The organism is Labrys sp. HAY1-8F (assembly GCF_056754975.1).
The window spans coordinates 5,378,580-5,395,317 of the sequence record NZ_JBPGWZ010000002.1 but is presented as its reverse complement, the minus strand read 5'-3'; the positions used below and the strand labels follow the sequence as shown (position 1 = coordinate 5,395,317).

The window sequence follows — 16,738 nt, the reverse complement described above, 5'->3', positions numbered from 1 at the left end:
CACTCCTGCGATCGCCCGCTTCCTGAACTTCGAGTAACTGGAGCCCGAGGCCCCAGTTTCTGGTAGCCGGTAATGCCCTACTCGTCCACGCGCGGCAGGATGAGGCAGGGCACCGGCGAATTATGCGCGATCTTGCTGGAATTGGAGCCGAGGAACACCCGCATCAGCGGCCCAAGACTGCTCGATCCCACCACCAGCAATTCGGCATTCGCCCACAGCAGCGAATCGAAGGCGGCCTTCCAGTTCTTGCCGTCGCCGATCTCCGCCGAGATCGCGACCGGCCCGTCCCAATGATCGAGGACGGCGGCCTGTGCGGCGCTCGCCTGTTCGCGCAAGGTGTTGGAGACGATGTTCTCGGCATCGTAGCCCGCCCCGGTCGGATACATCTGCTTGTCGCGCACCACCAGTGTCACCAGCCGAAGCGGCACACCGAGCAACTGGGCAAGATCAGCACTGCGCCGGGCCAGCCCCGGCGAAGTGGCGCTGCCGGCAAAGGCGCAGCTCAGCCGCCGCACCTGCGTCCTCCCATCGGCCGAATAGCCCCTCGGCGCCACGGCGACAGGCAGATGGGCCGAGCGCAGCACATCCGTGGTGACGTGCCCCTCCCCAAAGCGCCCGAGCGGGGCGGCACGGGTCGACCCCAGCACCAGGCAATCGGCGCCGATATCGGAAGCGACCTGCAACAGCCCTTCACGCGCGGACGAGGCGGAGACGATGACGAACTCGGCCTGGACGTCGGGAGGCAGGCTCGCCTTGGCTTTCTCCTGCGCCTTCATGGCATGCTGGCGCAGGAAATCACCATATTCACCGTCGACACGGGCCGGAGACGGCGGGCCCCAGGTATCGGGCGTGACGGTACAGACCACGAGCGAGGCGTTGCAGGAGCGCGACAGCACCGCGCCAAGGGCGAGAGCCTCGCGCCCGCCTTGATCGGCGGAAAGACCAACGAGATATTTCATTGGGCCGCCTCGCCAACAGCGTTGTCGGGGGTTTCCAGCCGCGAATGGCGAGCAGAATAGCTGAAGTAGAGCAGAGCCGCGATGGCGATCCACACGCCGGTGATGGCGAAAACGATGCCGCTCAGCCGCAGGATGAGATAGATGCAGGCGATAATGGAGAGCACCGGCAGAACCGGGCCGAACGGGACGCGATAGCCGCGCACCATGTCGGGCTGGGTGTAGCGCAGAATGAGCACGCCGGCCGAGACCACGGTAAAGGCCACCAGCGTGCCCATGCTGGTGAGATCCCACAGCAGGCCTGATGGCACGAAGGCAGCGATGACAGCTACGAAGACCGAAACGATGATGGTGCAGGCGACCGGGGTCATCGTACGCGGGTTCACGTCGTGGAAGATAGCCGGCAGCATGCCGTCACGGGAAACCGCGAACAGGATGCGCGACTGGCCGTAGAGCACGATCAGCGTCACCGAGAAGATCGAAATCACCGCGCCGGCGGCCAGGAGATTGGCGGGCCAGGCGGCACCGGTGATGTTCTGCAGGATGGTGGCGAGGCCCGCTTCCTGCCCGTTGAACTGGTTGGCAGGCTGGACGCCGAGGGCGGCGATGGCCACCAGCACATAGAAGGTGGTAACGATGATCAGGGCTGAAATGATGGCGAGCGGCAGATTGCGCTTGGGATTGACCACTTCCTCACCCGCCGTCGACACCGCATCGAGGCCGACGAAGGTGAAGAAGATCGAGGCGGCCGCCGCCTGCACGCCGTTGAATCCCTTCTCGCCGAAGAAGGGCGTGAAATTAGTGGCGTTGAAGGCACTGCCGGCAATCACGATGAACAGCGTCAGCACCGCCAGCTTGATCAGCACCATGATGGCATTGGTGCGTGCCGATTCCTTGGAACCGCGCAGCAGCAGCATGCAGCACAGCGCCACCAGGATCACGGCCGGCAGGTTGATCAGGCCGGAGCCCTCCGCGAAGAAGGCCATGGCAAAAGGGTTGTCGCTATCGGGAAGCGTAATCGGTCCCTTGATCATCCAGCTGGGCAGCACGATGCCCGTCATGTTGCTCAGGAGTTTCTCGACATATTCGGCCCAGCCGACCGCCACCGCGGCGGCGGAGATGCCATATTCAAGCACCAGGCAGGCCGCCACGAAGAAGGCGACGCCCTCGCCCAGGGTGGCGTAGGCGTAGGAATAGGAGGAGCCGGAGACCGGGATCATCGAGCTCATCTCGGCGTAGCATAGCGCCGCCAGCCCCGCCGCAACGGCGGCGATGATGAAGGAGATCACCACGGCCGGGCCGGCCACGGGCACCTGCTCGCTGAGCACGAAGAAGATACCGGTACCGATGGTGGCGCCAACGCCGAACATGGTGAGCTGGAACAAGGTGATGGAGCGACCAAGATGGCCGTGGCCATCACCACTATCGGCGGTATCGGCAACCAGTCGATTGGCCGGCTTCTTGCGGGTGAGCCGCTCGATGAGGGATGACGCCATGGTTTCACTTCCCCTGGATTGCCCTTTCGGGTGCCTTCTTATTGTGCGCCAGTGTAGCGTCGGGCCTAGCAAAAGTGCTGCCAAATTTCCGTCACATTCCAACACTTGCTGCTGCCGGAACATGGCTGCACGCAAGTTTGTGCCGCGGGCCATTGCGGCTCCGTCTTGACGAGAACACGCGCAAGGTATCCTCATGCCGCCTTGAAAAGGCTGGCCCCACTGGAGTCGCAGCGGGAGGTCGAGCGGCAGGGAGCGAAGCGAATGAAAGACGATGATGGCTCGATCCGGCTCGATCAGGTCGATCTGCGTATCCTGGCACGCCTGCAGTCCGATGCCCGGGCCACCAACCAGGAACTTGCCGACGCCGTGGGCCTGTCGCCCAGCCCCTGCCTGCAGCGCGTCAAACGTCTCGAGAAGGCCGGCGTGATTTCGAGCTATCATGCCAGTATCGACATCGCCAAGGTCTGCCGACATGTCGACGTCATCGCCGCGGTGACCTTGAACAGCCACGGTCTCGACGATTTCCTCACTTTCGAGAAGATGGTGATGGGCATGCGCTATGTGGTGGAGTGCACCAAGGTGAGCGGCCCGATCGACTATCTGGTGCGCTTCGTCTGCCCCGATATCGGTTCCTACCAGATGCTGTCCGACGAGTTGCTGAAGCTCGGCCCCAAGATCGGCAACCTGTCGAGCTATATCGTGTTGAAGTCGACCAAGCCTTTCAAAGGCGTGGCCCTCGACGATCTCGTCGCTCCACAACCTCGCTCCATGCTCCGCTTGGATTCCACCGCGAAAACCGCTACCCGGCAAGTGGAGTGAGTCCGTGAGAACTGGAAAAACATGTCAGGCATTCACCCCGAGGTGAACGACACATCGGCCCCGCCTCCACGGCGGGACAATTCCCGCTTCCTGATTGCCGGTATCCAGATGCCCGTGCCGGTCACCGGCCAGAACATCGCGGCGATGGCGGCGCAGTTGGAAAAAGCGGTCGCGCTCTATCCCGGCGTCGACATGGTGGTGTTCAGCGAACTGGCCGCGCACGGCCCGCTGCACGCCTGCGCTTCCCCCGATCCCTCGGCCGACGAGGCCGTCTTCCAGGCCTTGGCGGCCAAGCATCGCATCTGGATCATTCCGGGCAGCGTCTTCGTCGAGCGCGACGGCAAGACCTACAACCACGCAGTGGTGATCAATCCCGCCGGCGAAATCGTCGGACGCTACGACAAGATGTTCCCCTTCATGCCGTTCGAGGCGGGCGTCACGGGGGGCAGCGAGTTCCTGATCTTCGACGTGCCGGAGGTCGGTCGTTTCGGCCTGTCGATCTGCTACGACATCTGGTTCCCGGAAACCACCCGCACCCTGACCTCGGCGGGCGTCGAGGTGCTGATCCACCCGGTGCTCACAGGCACCACCGATCGCCAGGCCGAGCTTGCCATCGTCCAGGCCACTGCGGTGATGTTCTCCTGCTATGTTTTCGACGTGAACGGCCTGGACGGCGGCGGCGTCGGCCGTTCGCTCGTCGTCGATCCGACCGGCGTGGTGCTGCATCAATGCGGCCAGGCCACCGAGATCTTCCCGATCAACATCGATCTCGGCCTGGTCAGGCAGGTCCGTACCGAAGGAGCAAACGGCCTCGGACAGGTCCTGAAATCGTTCCGCGACAAGAATGTCGTGCTGTCTACCTATGCCGATAATGGCGGCTCGGCCTATCTCGACAGCCTTGGTCCGCTGGTTCCGATGCGCAAGCGCGACTGGTCCTGACCACGGCGGATGGTCGAGGCTGGCATCCGCCGGCAGCAGGCACGGCACGCTCCAAGAGCCGCGCTCCCCGCCCTCGTTCAGAGCATCTCGAGAGCCTGTTTGCGACGTGGCGGCTGGAAGGCGGCGTCGAGGCTGGCACGATCGGCATCGGTGAGCCTGATCGCCAGCGAGCCCAGATTCTCCTTCACGCGTTCGGGACGGCGGCTCTTGGGAATGGCGACGATGCCGGGCTTGTCGAGGACCCAGGCGAGCGCAATCTGCGCGGGCGTCGCCCGATGGTCCCGCGCCATCGCGTCCAGCACCCGGTTCCTGGCCAGCGCCCCCTGTTCGATGGGGGAATAGGCCATGATCGGCATGGAATGTTCGCGACAATGGCCGACCAGATCGTATTCGATCCCGCGGCGCGTCAGATTATAGAGCACCTGGTTGGCCTGGCAGTCGGGACTGATCGCCTCGACCTCCTCCATGTCCTCCACGTCGAAATTGGAAACGCCCCAGCGCAGGATCTTGCCGGCCCGTTTTAATTCGTCGAAGGCCGCAATCGTCTCTTCGAGCGGTACCGAGCTTCGCCAATGCAGGAGATAGAGATCGAGGCGATCGGTGCCCAACCGCTTGAGGCTTTCTTCGCAGGAGCGCATTGCCTGATGGCGGCCGGCATTCGAAGGCAGCACCTTGGATACGAGATAGACCTGATCGCGCCGCCCCGAGATCGCCTGCCCGACCACCTGTTCGGCACCGCCGCTACCATACATCTCGGCCGTATCGATCAAGCGGATGCCAAGATCGAGTCCGGTACGCAAGGCGGCGACCTCTGCTCCGGCCTCCTGCCTCGCCTCCCCCATGCCCCAGGTGCCGAGCCCGAATACGGGCATGGACGAGCCATCAGGCAGCGTGGTGGTGGAAATCGTCGTCATGGCGTTACCCCTCGAATCGGCGTTAGGGAAAGCAAAGTCCCCATCGCTGTAACAATCCTATCGTCCGTCTCGCCCAAGTTCGACCCTTGCCCGCGGATCACAGGCTGCCAACAGTCTGGAGACAGGAAATCGAGGCGAAACGTGGTGGTTACCCTGCAATACGCGACAAATTCCGGCTCTCGCCTTGTTTTCCCCCTACCTCTTTGCGGTAGATGAGGAGGAAAAAAGGTCTAAGGAAAGGCCATGTCGGCAACCGAAGCCGACGGGTGCCGGCAGCATCCAGGACGCTCAATGCCTCTCCTTAGGTCATCCGAGAGTGTATGAGCGGCATGACAGGCGCCGCCTTTATCCGCATGGCGGAATGCATTGCTACTTTCGGCCGAGGCGGAAACCGTTTTTGCCGCACCACCCCAAAAATACCCCGCAAATTTGCCGGTCTGCATTTTGAGATCGATTTCATTAAGTTGTCTGGGAACAAACTGTCTTCCATTCGAACGACCCCAGTGAGTCAGGCATCCATGAAAGAGCCGAAAGACCCGGCCATCGCAGCGGCACTCGAATATGAGTTCGCGACGCATGACGCGATAGCCAATCTCAGGGACCGCAGATCCCCGGCGAAGGTCCAGGCCTGCCTTCGCTGGGCCGACGCCCTGCTGCAACTTGAAGCCCTGCCCGATTCCGATCATCGCCGCGCCGGCGATTTCCTGGCCATGCGCGGCAAGATTCCGATCGAGGCTCGCCGGATCATCACCGATGCCATGGTGCGGCTGGATGCAGCCGCCATGGCTGCCGAGTGCCGCTTCGCCAAGACCCAGACGAAGCACTGATCGCGGTGTTGCAGATCCGTCTCTGAACGCACCGCGTGCGCCTCGCCCGCGGTGTTGTCATGTTTGATGATCCGTGACTGTGCTGCAGGACAGGCAGCAGAGATCGGAATGCCAGGAGGGCCGAGCGGGCCTAGACTCATCGTGAGCCAATCATGATGACGAAAGGACGAGCCATGCCCGGCCAGCCGCGCCCCCAACCTGTTTCCTTGCCTGTTCCTGCCTCTTCCGGCGCGGACCGGATCGCTGCCTATCCCTGGCAAGGGCTGACGCAGGAACTCGATGATCATGGCTGTGCCGTATTGGAGGGCCTGCTCTCGCCGGACGAATGCCGGGGCATTGCCGATCTCTACGGCCAGGAACGGCAATTCCGCAGTCATATCCATATGGCGAGACACGGCTTCGGCCGCGGTGAATATCGCTACTTCGCCTATCCCCTGCCAGCGCTGATCGGCGATCTCAGAACGGCGCTCTATCCCCGCCTTGCCGCCACTGCCAATGCCTGGAACCAGCGCATGGGAATCGAGGCGGCTTATCCGGCCAACCATGTCGATTTTCTAAAGGCATGCCACTCAGCCGGCCAGAACCGGCCGACCCCGTTGCTGCTGCAATATGGGCCGGGAGATTTCAACTGTCTCCACCAGGATCTCTATGGCGACCTGGCCTTTCCGATCCAGGTGGCCATTCTCCTCTCGCAGCCTGGCCGCGATTTCGCCGGCGGCGAGTTCGTCCTTACCGAACAGCGCCCCCGCATGCAGAGCCGCGTGGAGGTCGTGCCCCTGCGCCAGGGCGATGCCGTCGCCTTCGCCGTGCACAACCGGCCGGTCCGGGGCAGCAGAGGATCCTATCGCGTCAATCTGCGCCACGGCGTCAGCCGGGTCCGCTCGGGACAGAGACACACATTGGGTCTCATCTTCCACGACGCCCGATAGGGCACCAAAGGAAAGGCAGACTGCTACGCCTTCCGGCAGACTGCCGTCAGGGTTGTGCCGAAGCAGAAGAGCGCGGCACGATTTCCTGGCCATTGGGTGATGCCCCGACGCGATCCACTCTCACGACATCGCCGGGATAGACCGGGTCGGCTTCCGCCGCCTCGATGGTCTGCGTCTTGTCACCGACCCGCCGGATAATGGCAAAGGTGAGCTTGCTGTTGATATTGCCGATCTGGGAGACGACCGCCTGCGGCGCCTGCACTTCGGCGTTGTAGATGAGCCCCTGCGTCGTGGTCGTCTTCTCGGCATTCATGGAGATCTTGCCCCGGACATCCGAGATCTCGGTCAGAATGTCGTTGCGGCGCTTGTTGTGCAGGTCAACGATATCGCGTTCCGCCTTGGAGACATCCTGTTGGGCACGCAAGCTCAGCAGATCGATATCCAGGCGGTTGCTTTCGAACTGCGAGACGTTCTGGTCAAGCGCCAACTTGCGCGAGGCGACGGCTAGCCCCTTGGATACCAGGCTGTTGACATTGTCCAATTCCTGCTTGGCCAATTCGAGCTGGCGCTGCAGGGATTGGCTCTTGGCCTTGAGGGATTCGATTTCCGAGCCAAGCAGCTTCTTGGTCTGGTTGATCGCATCCTCCTGCGAGCGTAATGCCTGCTTGCGCGCTTCGAACAGGAGTTGCTCCTCCTTCATCATCTGAGCGATCTGCGGCGTGTCAGCCTGGCTCATCAGCTCCTTGGGGAAGGTAATGGTGTCGTTGCCCTGCAACTCGGCGTCGAGGCGCGCCTCGCGCGCCAACAGCCCCAGCCGTTCCACCCCCAGGGTCCGCAGATCGCCGCGATTGACCAGGCTCTCGCGCTGGAAGCTGAGAAGCCCGAAATCGGACACCCTCAGCACGCCGCCCGCCGTACTGACGGCCTGGAGCACGGTAAGGCCGGGCTTGTAGGGATACTGGCCGGGCGTGGTCACCATGCCCAATATATAGAAAGGCCGGTAGGTCGACACTTCCACCGAGGCATCGGGCCGATTGGAAAGGCCGATGCTGGCCTGCAGCTTCTCGCCGATCAGGACCGACAGGTCGCCCGTGCTCCTGCCTGCCGCCGGCACCTCGCCAATGAGCGGCAGGGATACGTTGCCGGATGCACCCACCACGAATTCGCCGGTCAGCGCACCCCATTCATGCACCTCGCTCGAGGAAGCACGCCAGTCATAGACCCTGATCTTGAGTTTGTCCTCCGGACCGAGCAGGTAGGGCTCGGCCAGCGCCGTCGTCGCAACACCCATCGTGGCAACAACCGCGGTCAGCAAGCCTGTCATCAAGCGACGAAGGCCTGCGCGCCGTGATTTGCGGGAAAATGGGGCCCTGTGAAATGCTTCGAAACTCATGAGGCTCAATACCGTCCTTCAATGAACCGGCCTTGCGTGAGGGCCGGATCCGGTCTGCTTGAAATAACGTAGCGCTGCCGCTTCATCGACTATGCCTGAGCGCTCTTTTCATGCACGCGCCGTTCGACATAGGCGCGCATTTTCTCGGTGAAGACTTCCTTGCCGAAGCCTGCCGCATGGGCCGAGATGGCCGACGGGTCGATCTCCATCTTCTCCAGACGCTCGATAGCATCAATGATGGCTTCCACGCTCTGGGTCAGGAAGAACACCCCGGTCCTGTCAGCGACCACGGTTTCCGTTGCCCCTCCCCGCCCATAGGCGATCACGGGACGTCCGCTGGCCATCGCCTCCACCGGTACGATGCCGAAATCCTCCTCTCCAGGGAACACCAAAGCGCGGCAGCGGGCATAATTGTGCTGCAACACGCTGAAAGGCTGCGGTCCCAGGACCGAAACGGTCGGCCCAGCCATGGCTTTGACTTTGGCGAACATCTCTCCGCCGCCAATGATGACGAGTTTCTTGCCGGTTCGGTTGAAGGCCTCCACCGCCAGATCTGGCCGCTTGTAGCGGACCAGCTCTCCCACCATCAGATAGTAATCCTCGAGTTCGGACGCCTCTACAGGACGAAATGCTGTTGTATCGACGGGCGGGAATATGACATCTGAATCGCGTCGATAATAAGACTGGACGCGTCGGGCCACCGTCTTTGAGTTCGACACGAAATGATCGACGCGTGACGCAGAGGCCGCATCCCAATTGCGAATATAATGCGCAATCGGGGGCATCATCATGCGAGTCACGAAGCCACTACGCTCCCGATAATCATGGAACATGTTCCAGATGTAGCGCATCGGCGAGTGGCAATAGCAGATATGGGTCGCATCCGCGGGTGGCACAATTCCCTTGGCCGGTCCGGACTCGCTGCTGATCACCAAGTCGTAACCGCGAAGGTCGAGGTTCTCGAGGGCCATCGGCATCAAGGGCAAATAGGACTTGTAGAAACGATGGGCGGCGGGCAGCCGGTCGATGAAGGAGGTCGACACCTTATGCCGGCGGATCACCGGGGACACGGCGTCGGCCCGATAGACATGGGTAAAGATGTCGGCCTGCGGAAAAAGCTCGCAGAGCGCCTCGATAACCTTTTCGCCGCCACGCATGCCGACGAACCAGTAATGTACGATTGCAACTCGCATTGCACCAATTCTTCCTGCGGGCCCCAAGTCGATCGCCCAATTCAAAGCACACATACAGTTTTCGCCACCCGCGCCGAAGCATTCGGGCGTACGACGAAGGGGGTAATTCGCCCCATCCCACCAATGCACGAAACGCCGGCAAACTGCGACGGGATGACCGCAAGCCTCGCAGATTAGCAGGTGCCGGCTGGCCACGATGTGCGTTCTAGCACACATCCCCCCAGGGTGGGGTATTCGGCCATTTTTGGCCTGAAACCCGCCAAATTCCTAGTGAGTCCCGCCAGGATTCCGCTTTCGGTACTATCCCTTCCCTCCCTTTGAAGACGCACCGCGGGCTAATTGGCAGCCTCCCGGCGATGCCGAAAGCATGGCGTTCCTATTCGAGAGTCTAGGTTAGAGTATCGATGCCCCCCTCCGGGATAGGGGAAAATATGGCGAAGATGCAGAGCATTACCTCATCCAGCCTTCCAAAGAGATAGATCCAACGCCTTTCTACGATGCAGCGCACCCCATCCCTACCTCCTAAACGGTATGCAACCATCCAAATTCTATCCTTTTTGGATAGGGGTATGCCTCCAACTCGACGCAACGGTAGGTACCAACCCCCCCAAATTCCAATAGCTCTAATCCTTGATTTCCAACACAAAATTCAGCAATTCAGGGTCAATAAGTTCATCCAAATCAAAACACGTATCGGCTTGTGTTTACGAACGTCGGCAAAAACTTCCAAACGCCGCACCAAGTCCGAGTTTGTTTTGGCTGCTGCAGCGCAACATGCTGGACGGCAGCTCCACCCGAGATGAATGACATAACGTAATATAGCACTCTGACCGAGGCGAGAGATGGAAAACTTGGCTAGCTCGAACAGTCTTAGCCGTATATCCGGCAAGGACGATGCTTCCTTGTTCAAATCGAATAAGCAAAGAAGCGGCTTGTCCCTAGAATTGGCAAGGGGGAGCAAGCGCGTGCTGGATATCGTCACGGCTTCGGCCGCACTCGTTTTCCTGCTCCCACTTTTCCTGCTGCTGCTGGGCGCGCTGCTCGTCCTTCAGGGCCGACCGATCTTCATCCGGCACAACCGCGTCGGACGTGGCGGCGCGCTCTTCCCCTGCCTGAAGTTCCGCTCGATGGTGACGAACTCGGACGAGGTGCTGCGTGAGCACCTGGCCAGCAACAATGTCGCTCGTGAGGAATGGGAAGAAACTCACAAGCTCAAGAACGACCCGCGCATCACGCCGCTCGGCCAATTCCTGCGCAAGTCCAGCGTCGATGAACTGCCCCAGCTCCTCAACGTGATCCGCGGCGACATGAGCCTCGTCGGGCCCCGGCCGATCGTCCGCGACGAAATGGTGCGCTACGGCGCCCATATCGATGACTATCTCAAGGTGCGGCCCGGTCTCACCGGGTTGTGGCAGGTCAGCGGCCGCAGCGACGTATCCTATCAGCACCGTGTCAGTCTCGATGTCCGCTATGTGCGTGAATGGAGCCTGTGGAGCGATATCGTCATCATCCTGAAGACGATCCCCGCTGTGCTGCGTCCCTCTGGGTCTTATTGAGTTCGGTTCAAGAGTCGGTCGCAGTTCAAGCGATCGAGCAAATGTCAACCTTGCGCCCGAAGTACCACCGACTTCGGGCGCTCTTTTTTGACCGCGGTGGCTTGTCTCAGCGAACCGCGCGCGCCGGCCCTCAGGTCGCTTGCATCGAAAGGGAATGCCTGCGATGAACGTCGACACATTGCCGCAATCGAGCGCGATTGCCCTGGCTCCTGCCCCACAAGCCCCTTCGTCTACGATGACCGAGCCGCTTTCCTTTGCGATCAATGGGCGCTTCTTCACTCAACCAGTCACCGGCGTGCAGCGCTACGCACGGGAGATCACCGCCCATCTCGACGAGCTTCTGCACGAGCAAGGAGGCCAGGCCAGCCTCTATTTGCCTGATAGCAGCGACGTTCCGGCATATCGCGCCATTCAGACCAGGCGGTCCCAACGCCTGCGCGGGCATCTTTGGGAGCAGATGACGCTGCCCACCCTCGATCGGCGCTTCCTCTTGAATCTGTGCAATCTGGGACCGGTTGCTCGAAGCAGGCAGATCGTCTGCATCCATGATGCCAATGTCGCCAATATGCCGGCGAGCTACAGCCTCGCCTTTCGCGCCGTTTACGGAACGCTCATTCCCCTGCTGGTCCGACGCGCCGCCGCGATCACCACCGTCTCGCATTTCTCGGCGGGAGAGCTTGCCCGCCATTTGCCGATCGCCCGCGAAGACATCGTCGTTCTGCCCAACGGCCATGAACACGTCTTTCGCTGGAATGCGTCCCGCTCCTCGATTCGCGCCAAGCATCGCTTGGAACGGCCTTACGTCTTCATTATCGGCAGTCGCGCCCGCCATAAGAACGTCGCCATGGTGCTCGGCCTCGCCAAGGCCCTGGACGAACGCGGCATCGACATTGTCGTCACCGGGGGTCAATCCAGCATTTTTACCGCGGAAGAACACGGGACGCCCGCCCCGAACGTGCGCTTCATGGGCTTTGTCGACGATGACGACCTGGCAGCCCTGCTGCAAGGCGCGTTGTGCCTGCTGTTTCCTTCCCTCACCGAAGGCTTCGGCCTGCCGATCATCGAGGCGATGGCACTTGGCTGTCCCGTGATCTCGTCCGATCAGGCCAGCATGCCGGAAGTATGCGGCGATGCGGCGATGCTGGCCCCACCCGACCAGCCTACCATCTGGTTCCGCCATATCGAGAGCCTGGCTGCATCGGACACATTGCGCGCCACCTTCGCCGAACGAGGGCGCAAGCGCGTCGGAGCCTATTCATGGCGGAAATCGGCCCAAGGCTATCTCGACATCATTCGCGAGAGGCACGCCGGAAATGCATGACGCGTTCTTGGAAGTCATGCCTTCATCGTAACCTGTTTTCAGCCCCTGATTTGAGCTTGGCGCGTCGCGAACCGAGATGAGCCAAACCTTCCGCCATTATTGCCAATAGTATTGCGAGCCAAGCATTGCGACTTGCCTTCCCTAACTCTATAAGCCCGATATTCGATCTGAATTCTGCATTGCCTGGGCGGAACAGGCCGCGTGGCAGCGCCTTGTCTCCTGGCTTTCCAATGTCGCCCTGTTCATGGATTTTGTTGAAGGTTCGAGGCCGCTGACATGCTTTATCTCAGGCCGCTGAATGATCAGCCCACGAGTTTCGGCTTGCGCGACATTCTTGTCGAGATCATGCGCTATGCCCGCGGCCTGGTGCTGTGGTTCATCCTCTGCGTCGTCGCCGCGATCATCTATATCGTCAGCACACCGCCGGAATATTATGCGGCCTCCTTCGTAATTCTGGAGCCCAGAAGTTCGTTCTCGAGTTCCCAGGGGGTAGACCCTGGCCTTCTGCAGACCAATCTCGATAATTCGCAGATCGAGAGTCAGATTCAGATCGTGAAGTCGGAGCGGGTTCTGCGCTTGGTGTTCCAGACGCTGAATCTGCAGAACGATCCCGAATTCGTTGGCCCGCTGCCCTCGCAGAATGTGACGCCGGACCTGGTCAAACGCCACGACGCAGCCGCTTTCACTACCTTCAGCGACCGAGTCTCGGTACGCCGAATCGGGCAATCCCTGGTGCTGGAGATCGGCTATCGCTCGAAATCCGCTACCAAGGCCGCCTCGATTGCCAACTCGGTCACCGCCGCCTTCATCCGCGACCAGATCGATGCCAGATCGCTGTCCATGCAGCGCAACAACGAATGGCTGCAAGGGCGTATCGACGAAATCAAGGGGCAGCAGCTGGCCATTGAGGACGCGGTACGCAGGGGTGTCCTGCCTGACCGCCAGTTCTCCGCCTCCGACGCCCGCATCATCAGTTCCGCGACGGAGCCGCTTTCGAAAAGCTATCCGCAAACGAAACTGATTCTGCTGCTGGCTGCTTCCTTCTCCCTGCTGACTGGCCTTGGTGCGGTCAGTGTTTTTCACACGCTCAACCGCACGCTGCGCGCCAAGCGGCATGTGCAGCGTGAGCTCGGTCTCAATTGCATCGGCATCATCCCCTTTGCGACCGACGAGCGCGGCTCCGGCCTGCCACACAACCTCGCCGATCTCCGCCGGGATCTGGTCAAGCTGCCGAAAACGCTGATGGAAGCGATCAAATCGCTACGGCTGTTCAAGCGGCGCCAAGCCAAGTCGGGCGAGAGCTACTTCGCCTACAGCACCTCTCAAGCGGGCATGCTCTCGCCCTTCGCCGAAAGCCTGAGGGCCGTGCGCACGGCAATCATGGGCAAGGAACAGAATTCCGGCGCGCGCGTCATCGGCATCGCATCGTGCCTGCCTCATGAAGGCAAGTCCACCATCGCCGCCAATCTGGCCCATCTGTTTGCCGCGAGCGGCCACCACACCATGTTGATCGACTGCGACCTGCGCGACGACGCGCTAAGCCGTCACTACGCCCCGGACGCCCGTTACGGCCTGAGCGAGGTCCTGCAACAGCGCGGCAAGCAGATCACCGCTTCCGCGATCAACCTGGCTCCTCGTCTCGATTTCATTCCTGCGAACAGGGCTGGGAGTTCGGCCGATATCGATCTCTTCATCGGTTCGTCCACCATGCAAGAACAATTCAACGCGCTGAACGCCTATGATTGCGTCATCGTCGATCTGCCAGCGATGAGCCTGTCCTCCGATGTCAAGGCGGTGGCACCACTCCTCGATACGATGATCTTTGTCATCGAAGCAGGCCGAACCACCAGTGACGATGTGACCGAGGCGCTCGATACCTTGCAGCAAGCCAATGGCAAGGTCATGGGTGCCGTGCTCAACAAAGTACCCCGGCGTGACTGGCCGGTACTTCTGCGCCGCCCTCGCCACTAAGCCGGCACGCATCGTTTATCGGCGCCACCCCCTTCAACATTGCACCTTCCGCAGAGCCCGGCCGCGTGCCTCGGTGCCTCCCTCGATTCGGGCCGAATTACCCCTTGGAGGGAATCCGTGCCCGGTCCGACGAGGTCGGTGAAGACTGTAGCCGACCTCCGGGCAAAGCCCGCGGATGCCGTCGGTAGTGTCGTTTGGCCACGTAACGAGGCCAATTGGCATTCCGTCTACCCAACGTTCTCTCTCGTCCAATTTAGGGTACCGCCTTTGAGTTAGATAGTACCTAAATCGGTTCCGGCTTCCGCTTGCTTCCTATCAACATTGCTAGATTGAATTAGAGCAGGCCTTGCAACATTCTGCAGGGGCTCATGATGGCATTGCAGTGCTCTAGACCAAGGAAATACCAGACTGAATCGTCGAGGTGGCGGCAATTCACAAGTCTTTCCTTCGCGGAACATCCTACTCTTGCCAGGCATGACCAACGGACATCGGTCGAATTCATGATCCAGGGGACAGATTGTTCATTCTGTCACGCGCAAGAGTAGCTGTTTGTCTCTTGACCAGAATTCAGTCTTACCTTGTCCGTTTAACGTTATGTGAAGTGTTTGAATTGAATCCTGCAGATATATCCTCCTCGATGCCCTTGAGGCAACTTGGTCAATCATATGGCACCACCATGGTAGTAAACAGTCCATCAGGACAAATCGCTCTCGTCAATCCCAGGACATTACAGAGAGACTGCATCGGCCGTGTCCTGGAAGTAGAGTTTCCTGATCGAAAAATCTTGCCATTCGCTCGACTGGAGGAATGGAATGCTGCTGCCGATGTGCATGAGGATGTTTCGCTCGTCATCATCTGTGAAGGCGAGGATCCGAGTGATTTGACCTCTCTGGCCGCGGCGGCCGCACATACCCCCTCCGCAGCGGTCATCATCCTGTCGGACTCCGAGGATCCAGCCAGCATTTTCAGAGCTCTCGACCTCGGCGTGAAAGGCTATATTCCCAGCACGCTCGGCGCCGAGGTGGCAATCGAGGCGACGCGGCTCGTCATTGCCGGGGGTGTCTTTGTGCCTGCTGCCAGTTTGATCCGGGCCACGGCCGAGCCTTCCCTTGGCCGCCAGGAGCAGACTGACCGACACTATCCGCGCATTTCTCCCCGACAATTGTCGATCATCGCGGCCGTCAGCCGCGGCAAGTCCAATGCCGCCATTGCGACGGAACTCAACCTGCGCGAGAGCACGGTGAAGGTCCATATTCGCAACATCATGAAGAAACTGAAGGTGAAAAGCCGGACGGCAATTGCCCATAAGTCCCGCGACATCCTGCGCGCCGAGGGCTATGAGCTTCATAGCGCCTCGGATATGCAGCGCCTCACATTGGATATCGCCAGGACCTCCTGACAAGAAGGTACTTGCCCCCTTTCATTCCCGGCTGTCTTACAGGTGGCTTCGTTCGCCGAGCCCGGCGATCACGCCGGCTTTACCGGCGGCTTGCCGGCTCCGTTCTGCCCGACAGGAAGGAACAGTCCCTCCTTTTGCCCCTGCCAAACCAGCACCCGGTTTCGTCCCTGCTGCTTGGCCCGGTACAGCAATTTATCGGCCCAGCCCAGCAAGGCAGAAGGCTTATCCGTCTGCGATATGAAAGCCACCACCCCGCCGCAGCTGATGGTCACCGCCTCGGCGGTGCGTGAACGGGCGTGCGGTAGATTAAGGTCGAGCACGGCCAACCTCAATCTCTCCAGCAGCGGCTCCAGCTCGTACAGGCCCGGCAACAGCAGGACGAATTCCTCGCCGCCATAACGAGCTGAAACATCGTAGGGGCGCCCGGCCCCAAGTGTGAGGGCCTGGGCGACTTGCCGCAGGGCCTCGTCGCCAGCGCCATGACCGTAATGGTCGTTGTATTCCTTGAAGTGGTCGACATCGATCATGGCGACGCTAAGCGGATCGCCGGAGCGAATGGCATGCCGCCAGGACAGCTCGAATGCCTTGTCGAAATAGCGCCGGTTCGCGATTCCTGTCAGGCCATCCCTTTCGGACAGGCGCTCCAGCTCATTGCGTTGCGCCACCAATTTGAGATGGTTGCGCACGCGCGCCCTCACGATCGCGGGGCTGATCGGCTTGAAGACATAGTCGGCAGCACCCAGCGACAGCCCACGCTCCTCGTCCTGTTCATCCGTGAGAGAGGTGATGAAGATCACGGCGATATTGGCAGTCTGGGGGTCGGAGCGCAGCCGACGCAGCACTTCGTAGCCGTCCATGCCCGGCATCGAGACATCGAGCAGAATTAAGTCGATGCTTCTTTCATCCCGTGCACGCTGGAGGGCAGTTTCCCCATCCTTCGCCAGGAAAATCCTGCATTCGCGTTGCAGCAGCTCAGCCAGCACGCTCCGATTGATCCGGTCATCGTCGACGATCAGCACCGTCTG

14 protein-coding genes are annotated in these 16,738 nt (G+C 60.7%); 8 read left to right on the top strand and 6 right to left on the bottom strand.

What is annotated here, in order from left to right; genetic code table 11:
- Window positions 1–77: 77 nt before the first annotated feature.
- Complete coding sequence (locus tag ACR9ZN_RS34005) at window positions 78–959, bottom strand: universal stress protein (protein WP_481274299.1); 882 nt, start codon at window positions 957–959, stop codon at window positions 78–80.
- A complete protein-coding gene (locus tag ACR9ZN_RS34000; RefSeq protein WP_481274298.1) occupies window positions 956–2,452 on the bottom strand; it encodes an APC family permease in 1,497 nt (498 codons plus the stop codon). Before ACR9ZN_RS34000 ends, ACR9ZN_RS34005 begins: the two co-directional genes overlap by 4 nt.
- A gap of 261 nt (window positions 2,453–2,713) precedes the next feature.
- Here ACR9ZN_RS34000 and ACR9ZN_RS33995 point away from each other — a divergent pair, with 261 nt between their 5' ends.
- Both ACR9ZN_RS33995 and ACR9ZN_RS33990 read left to right on the top strand, forming a co-directional pair.
- Window positions 2,714–3,271 carry an Lrp/AsnC family transcriptional regulator gene (locus ACR9ZN_RS33995; RefSeq protein ID WP_434955999.1) on the top strand — a complete coding sequence of 186 codons (558 nt, stop codon included), beginning with the start codon at window positions 2,714–2,716 and terminating at the stop codon, window positions 3,269–3,271.
- A gap of 21 nt (window positions 3,272–3,292) precedes the next feature.
- On the top strand, window positions 3,293–4,210 hold the full coding sequence (locus ACR9ZN_RS33990; RefSeq protein WP_441772530.1) for a carbon-nitrogen hydrolase family protein: 918 nt from the start codon (window positions 3,293–3,295) through the stop codon (window positions 4,208–4,210).
- 77 nt (window positions 4,211–4,287) lie between these two features.
- Here the strand turns inward: ACR9ZN_RS33990 and ACR9ZN_RS33985 are convergent, their stop codons facing one another.
- Window positions 4,288–5,124 carry an aldo/keto reductase gene (locus tag ACR9ZN_RS33985; RefSeq protein ID WP_481274297.1) on the bottom strand — a complete coding sequence of 279 codons (837 nt, stop codon included), beginning with the start codon at window positions 5,122–5,124 and terminating at the stop codon, window positions 4,288–4,290.
- Window positions 5,125–5,444: 320 nt separating this feature from the next.
- Between ACR9ZN_RS33985 and ACR9ZN_RS33980 the strand changes: the two genes are divergently transcribed.
- Both ACR9ZN_RS33980 and ACR9ZN_RS33975 read left to right on the top strand, forming a co-directional pair.
- A complete protein-coding gene (locus tag ACR9ZN_RS33980) occupies window positions 5,445–5,951 on the top strand; it encodes a hypothetical protein (RefSeq protein WP_441772532.1) in 507 nt (168 codons plus the stop codon).
- A 173-nt stretch (window positions 5,952–6,124) separates the two neighbouring features.
- The gene (locus ACR9ZN_RS33975) at window positions 6,125–6,880 is read left to right on the top strand and encodes a 2OG-Fe(II) oxygenase (protein ID WP_481274424.1); all 756 of its coding nucleotides are present in this window, start codon (window positions 6,125–6,127) and stop codon (window positions 6,878–6,880) included.
- Window positions 6,881–6,926: 46 nt separating this feature from the next.
- Here the strand turns inward: ACR9ZN_RS33975 and ACR9ZN_RS33970 are convergent, their stop codons facing one another.
- Window positions 6,927–8,195, bottom strand: coding sequence for a polysaccharide biosynthesis/export family protein (locus ACR9ZN_RS33970; RefSeq protein ID WP_434955994.1), 1,269 nt, complete (start codon window positions 8,193–8,195; stop codon window positions 6,927–6,929).
- 167 nt (window positions 8,196–8,362) lie between these two features.
- Entirely contained in the window at window positions 8,363–9,466 is a 1,104-nt protein-coding gene (locus ACR9ZN_RS33965) for a glycosyltransferase (protein WP_454816741.1), read from the bottom strand.
- Between the two features lie 842 nt (window positions 9,467–10,308).
- Between ACR9ZN_RS33965 and ACR9ZN_RS33960 the strand changes: the two genes are divergently transcribed.
- The 4 genes from ACR9ZN_RS33960 to ACR9ZN_RS33945 all read left to right on the top strand — a co-directional run bounded on the left by ACR9ZN_RS33960 (window position 10,309) and on the right by ACR9ZN_RS33945 (window position 15,713).
- The gene (locus tag ACR9ZN_RS33960) at window positions 10,309–11,022 is read left to right on the top strand and encodes a sugar transferase (protein WP_434955993.1); all 714 of its coding nucleotides are present in this window, start codon (window positions 10,309–10,311) and stop codon (window positions 11,020–11,022) included.
- A 163-nt stretch (window positions 11,023–11,185) separates the two neighbouring features.
- Window positions 11,186–12,343, top strand: a complete 1,158-nt coding sequence (locus ACR9ZN_RS33955; protein ID WP_481274296.1) for a glycosyltransferase family 4 protein — start codon at window positions 11,186–11,188, stop codon at window positions 12,341–12,343.
- Window positions 12,344–12,619: 276 nt separating this feature from the next.
- On the top strand, window positions 12,620–14,314 hold the full coding sequence (locus tag ACR9ZN_RS33950; RefSeq protein WP_454813610.1) for a CpsD/CapB family tyrosine-protein kinase: 1,695 nt from the start codon (window positions 12,620–12,622) through the stop codon (window positions 14,312–14,314).
- A 610-nt stretch (window positions 14,315–14,924) separates the two neighbouring features.
- Complete coding sequence (locus ACR9ZN_RS33945; RefSeq protein ID WP_441772535.1) at window positions 14,925–15,713, top strand: LuxR C-terminal-related transcriptional regulator; 789 nt, start codon at window positions 14,925–14,927, stop codon at window positions 15,711–15,713.
- A 68-nt stretch (window positions 15,714–15,781) separates the two neighbouring features.
- Here the strand turns inward: ACR9ZN_RS33945 and ACR9ZN_RS33940 are convergent, their stop codons facing one another.
- Entirely contained in the window at window positions 15,782–16,732 is a 951-nt protein-coding gene (locus ACR9ZN_RS33940) for a diguanylate cyclase domain-containing protein (protein WP_481274295.1), read from the bottom strand.
- Between the last annotated feature and the right edge of the window lie 6 nt (window positions 16,733–16,738).